The sequence below is a fragment of the Azohydromonas sp. genome (assembly GCF_035325925.1).
GTDB lineage: Bacteria > Pseudomonadota > Gammaproteobacteria > Burkholderiales > Burkholderiaceae_C > Calidifontimicrobium.
Genome location: NZ_DAOKZA010000058.1, coordinates 11820 through 15636 on the forward strand (window position 1 = coordinate 11820; position 3817 = coordinate 15636).

The window sequence follows — 3817 nt, forward strand, 5'->3', positions numbered from 1 at the left end:
CACGCGCCGAAACGCACCCAGCCTGCTTGTTACCCAAACTTACCGGCAGTTCGCGGCACGCAGGTGCCCGAAGCCCTAGCATTGTCGCCATCGCAGTAACTCTTTTCGCAATCTGAAAAGGGCAAATCCCGCGAAAGTGGGAGACGCAAAGTCAACGGTCTAACGGGCCCAGGCCCCAGGACGGCAGGACTGCCAGATTCAGCGGCCTCGAACCGATCCTGCGTTTCGAGGCCAGCGCGATCGCCGAGTTGTTGCCGACCACCCCGGTGATCGGGCACAGCGAAGTCGCACTCGAATCCGGTGCCGCCGTGCGTGGGGTTGCAGTGCGCCCACGGCTTAACGGAGCTCAATCGTGCCGACTCACACACCCCGAACCGCTCGCCGCCCGGTGCGCAGCGCGGCGCACGCGCTGGCCGCCCCCCTGGCTGCCGGCCTGATCACGCCGGCGCTGGCGGCATCCCTGCTGTTCGCCGCCTCGACGGCCGGCGCCGCGCCGCCCGAACGGTCGGCCGAGGGGCCGTGGCTGAAGGGCCGCCTCGTGGTCGTGCCCAAGCCGGGGCTGCCGGACCACCAGCTCGACGGCATCACTGGCAAGGAAGGCGGCAAGCGCAGGCGCATGGGCGCCAGCAGGCTGCACCTGATCGAACTGCCGGCCCATGTGCGCGAGAGCAACGTGCTGCAGCGGCTGAGGAACGATCCGAACATCGAGGCGGCCGAGCTCGACACGTTGATCCCGCCCGACAGCAGCAACGACCCTTTCCTCGGCAGCCAGTGGCACCTGCCGAAGATCGGCGCGGCGGAAGTCTGGGGCGTGACCAAAGGTGCGGGGGTCACGATCGCGGTGCTCGACTCCGGGGTCGAGGCGAGTCACCCCGACCTGAAGGACCGGCTGGTGGCCGGCTACAACTTCTACGACCGCAACACAAACACGGCCGACGTCTACGGGCACGGCACGAAGGTCGCCGGCGCTGCGGCGGCAACGCTGAACAACGGCACCGGCGTGGCCTCGGTCGCAGGCGCGGCGCGCATCATGCCGATCCGCGTCACCGGCACCAACGGCTACGCGTCGCTGAGCGCGCTCGTCGAGGGGATCATGTACGCGGCCGACCGCGGCGCACGCATTGCGAACGTCAGCTTCGCCGCCAGCGGCTACACGACGATCCGCAGCGCCGCGCAGTACATGAAGGACAAGGGCGGCCTGGTTTTCGTGAGCGCCGGCAACAGCGGCACCGATCCGATGGAGTCTACCACCTCGTCGCTGGTCGTCGTGTCGGCGACCGACAGCAAGGACGCGAAGACGAGCTGGTCCAACTTCGGCAACCACGTACACCTCGCGGCGCCCGGATCGGGCATCTACAGCACCGCGATGGGACAGAAGTACGCTTCGGTGTCCGGCACCTCGTTCGCGGCACCGATCACGGCGGCCACCGCGGCCCTCGTGATGTCCGCGAACCCCAAACTGGGCAGCAACGAAGTCCAGAGCATTCTGTACGACACGGCCGTGGACCTCGGCACCGGCGGGCGGGATCCGCAATTCGGTTACGGCCGCATCGATGCGGCGGCGGCGGTCTACGCGGCGCTCGGCTCGTCGAACACGCCGACCGCCGACACCATGGCGCCCACGGTGACCCTCACGTCTCCCGCAGCCAGTTCGACGGTCGGTGGCCTGTCCAGCGTCAACGTCTCGGCCAGCGACAACGTCGGCGTGGCAAAGGTGGAGCTCTTTGTCAACGGCAGCCGGATCGGCACCGACAACAGCGCGCCGTTCAGCTTCAGCTGGGACACGACGACGGTCGCCAACGGCATGGCCAATCTGGTCGCGCGGGCGTGCGACGCGGCGGGCAACTGCAGCGATTCGGCCGTCGTCGCCGTGAACGTGGCCAATGCCTCTGCTGGCACGCCCCCCGCACCCGACGGCGACCAGGCGCCCCCCGTGCTGGCGTTCAAGCGCCCCAGCGACGGCCAGGTGTTCGGGTCCAACGTCTACAAGGTCGAAGGGGTGGCGACCGACGACAGCGGCGTCGGCGGCATCTCGATGTCGCTGTACATCGACGGCGTCAAGAAACGCTCGAGCAGCGGCACCGGCAAGGTGGCCGCCAACTGGGACGCACGCAAACTCGCACCGGGCACCTACACCTTCCGGCTCGATGCCGTCGACGCGGCCGGCAACGCGTCGTCGACGTCGATCAAGGTGACGCGCAAGTAGTGCAACATCTCGGGCGGGCACCGTCACCCGCGCGGCGGGCCTTGCACGGCCTGCAGACCGCCGCCGTGCGGTAGTGGCCGCACGGCTCTCGGCACGTAGCGGCGGCAGCGGGCAGCAGCAGCGGGTGACGCGCTCGCGGCCGCCGCATCGCACGTCGTCGTCGGGGCGAAGGCCACCCCATCAGGCGCCGCGGTCTGCCGTGACCCGCGGCGCCTTCGAGGCCGAGCGCTGCCCGGCTCAGGCCCCGGTGCCGCGGCGGCGACGCGTCGCCAGGCCCATGACGCCAAGGCCACCGGCGAGCAGCGCGAGGCTGCCGGGCAGCGGCACTTCGCTCGGGGGCAGGCGATCTCGCAGCAGCAGGAAGTCCTGGCTCGCATCCTTGGTGAGCACGTAGACGTCGAACGCGTTATCGCCGCCCTCGGAACCCGCCAGGTAGGCATCGGCCTTTTCGCGCAGCGAATCGTTGCCGGACTTCGACTCGAGGAAGTTGCCGTCGACGAGGCTCAGATCCTCGTCGACCGGCTTCTCGTAGATGATCTCCCAGATCGCCAACTGCGCCGCGGCCGACTCGAAGGCCGTGTCGACCGGGTCGGCCAGGGTGCCGAGATAGGTCATCAGCGAGCCCACCCGCCAGGCAATCGCGGATGCATTGCCGCCCCAATGTACGTAGTCATCACCTGCGACGACCTCGTAGCCGCTCATCGACGAGAACGAGAAGGTCTCGACGTACTCCACGCAGTACGTGATCAGCGCGCCGTTGAAGCCATCCGCGAACCCGCTGGTGCTCCCCGTGAACGCGCCGGCATTGACGGTGCTCGCCCCGAACGTGGGCGAGCCCGGGCTGACGTTCTTCGCGGTGACCTGCTGCGAGCCCCACGCGAAACCGGTGAGGGTGACGTTGCCGGCGTGCGCCGCACCCACGGCGAGCGCCGACGCCGCGAATGCGACGACGGGGATGATCTTGGTCACGTGCACGTTGACTCCAGGCGATGTGAATGAACTGATTCGGGTTCCGCGGGCCGCTCGATGCACGCGCCCGTGGCTCTTGATGCAATCCCAAGCAGGAACGATGCCAGCCTCTAAGTCGTTGTCGGCATTGATGCTTTTCAGACCGCATCGAACCGCTGGCAAATTCCCCGACGGTGTGCCCGCCGCGCCTGCCGCACCCGGGCGGAGGTCTGGGCGCGCCACGTCGCACGACGATGCGAGCCAAACGAAACGGCCCGCAGGCGTCGCCGCCTGCGGGCTCGTCGAGGGTCTGCCCCGGGCTGCGCCGCCCGGATTCAGCCGCGTGCCGACTTGCGGCGCCGCGCCGCGGCCGCGCCCAGCAGGCCCAGGCCGACCAGCGCCAGCGTTGCCGGCTCGGGCACTTGCTCAGGCGGCAGCAGGTCGCTCTTCAGCGCCACGTTGCCCACCAGATACGCCACGTTCGACTTGTTCTCGGCCGTCCAGAACGACGTGAACGGGCTCACACCGTTGGGGTCGAGCGAGAAGCCGATGATGTTCAGCGAATACGTATCGATCGTGACATCGTTGTTGACCTCGAAGCTGTCGGACGTCGCGAGCCAGTTCGCGATGACGCGATCGGCGCAACCGTTGACGTTCACGCCC

General features: G+C 68.6%; 3 protein-coding genes and 1 riboswitch. Of the genes, 1 reads left to right on the top strand and 2 read right to left on the bottom strand.

Features of this window, described 5'->3' with window-relative positions; genetic code table 11:
• Positions 1 to 110 precede the first annotated feature (110 nt).
• Positions 111 to 197, top strand: a riboswitch (cyclic di-GMP riboswitch).
• A 155-nt stretch (positions 198 to 352) separates the two neighbouring features.
• Positions 353 to 2206, top strand: a complete 1854-nt coding sequence (locus PKC53_RS16620) for a S8 family serine peptidase (protein WP_324430624.1) — start codon at positions 353 to 355, stop codon at positions 2204 to 2206.
• 237 nt (positions 2207 to 2443) lie between these two features.
• Here the strand turns inward: PKC53_RS16620 and PKC53_RS16625 are convergent, their stop codons facing one another.
• Both PKC53_RS16625 and PKC53_RS16630 read right to left on the bottom strand, forming a co-directional pair.
• A complete protein-coding gene (locus PKC53_RS16625) occupies positions 2444 to 3175 on the bottom strand; it encodes a VPLPA-CTERM sorting domain-containing protein (RefSeq protein ID WP_324430626.1) in 732 nt (243 codons plus the stop codon).
• A gap of 314 nt (positions 3176 to 3489) precedes the next feature.
• Positions 3490 to 3817, bottom strand: a 328-nt coding sequence (locus PKC53_RS16630; RefSeq protein WP_324430628.1) for a PEP-CTERM sorting domain-containing protein, incomplete at its 5' end; no start/stop codon positions are given.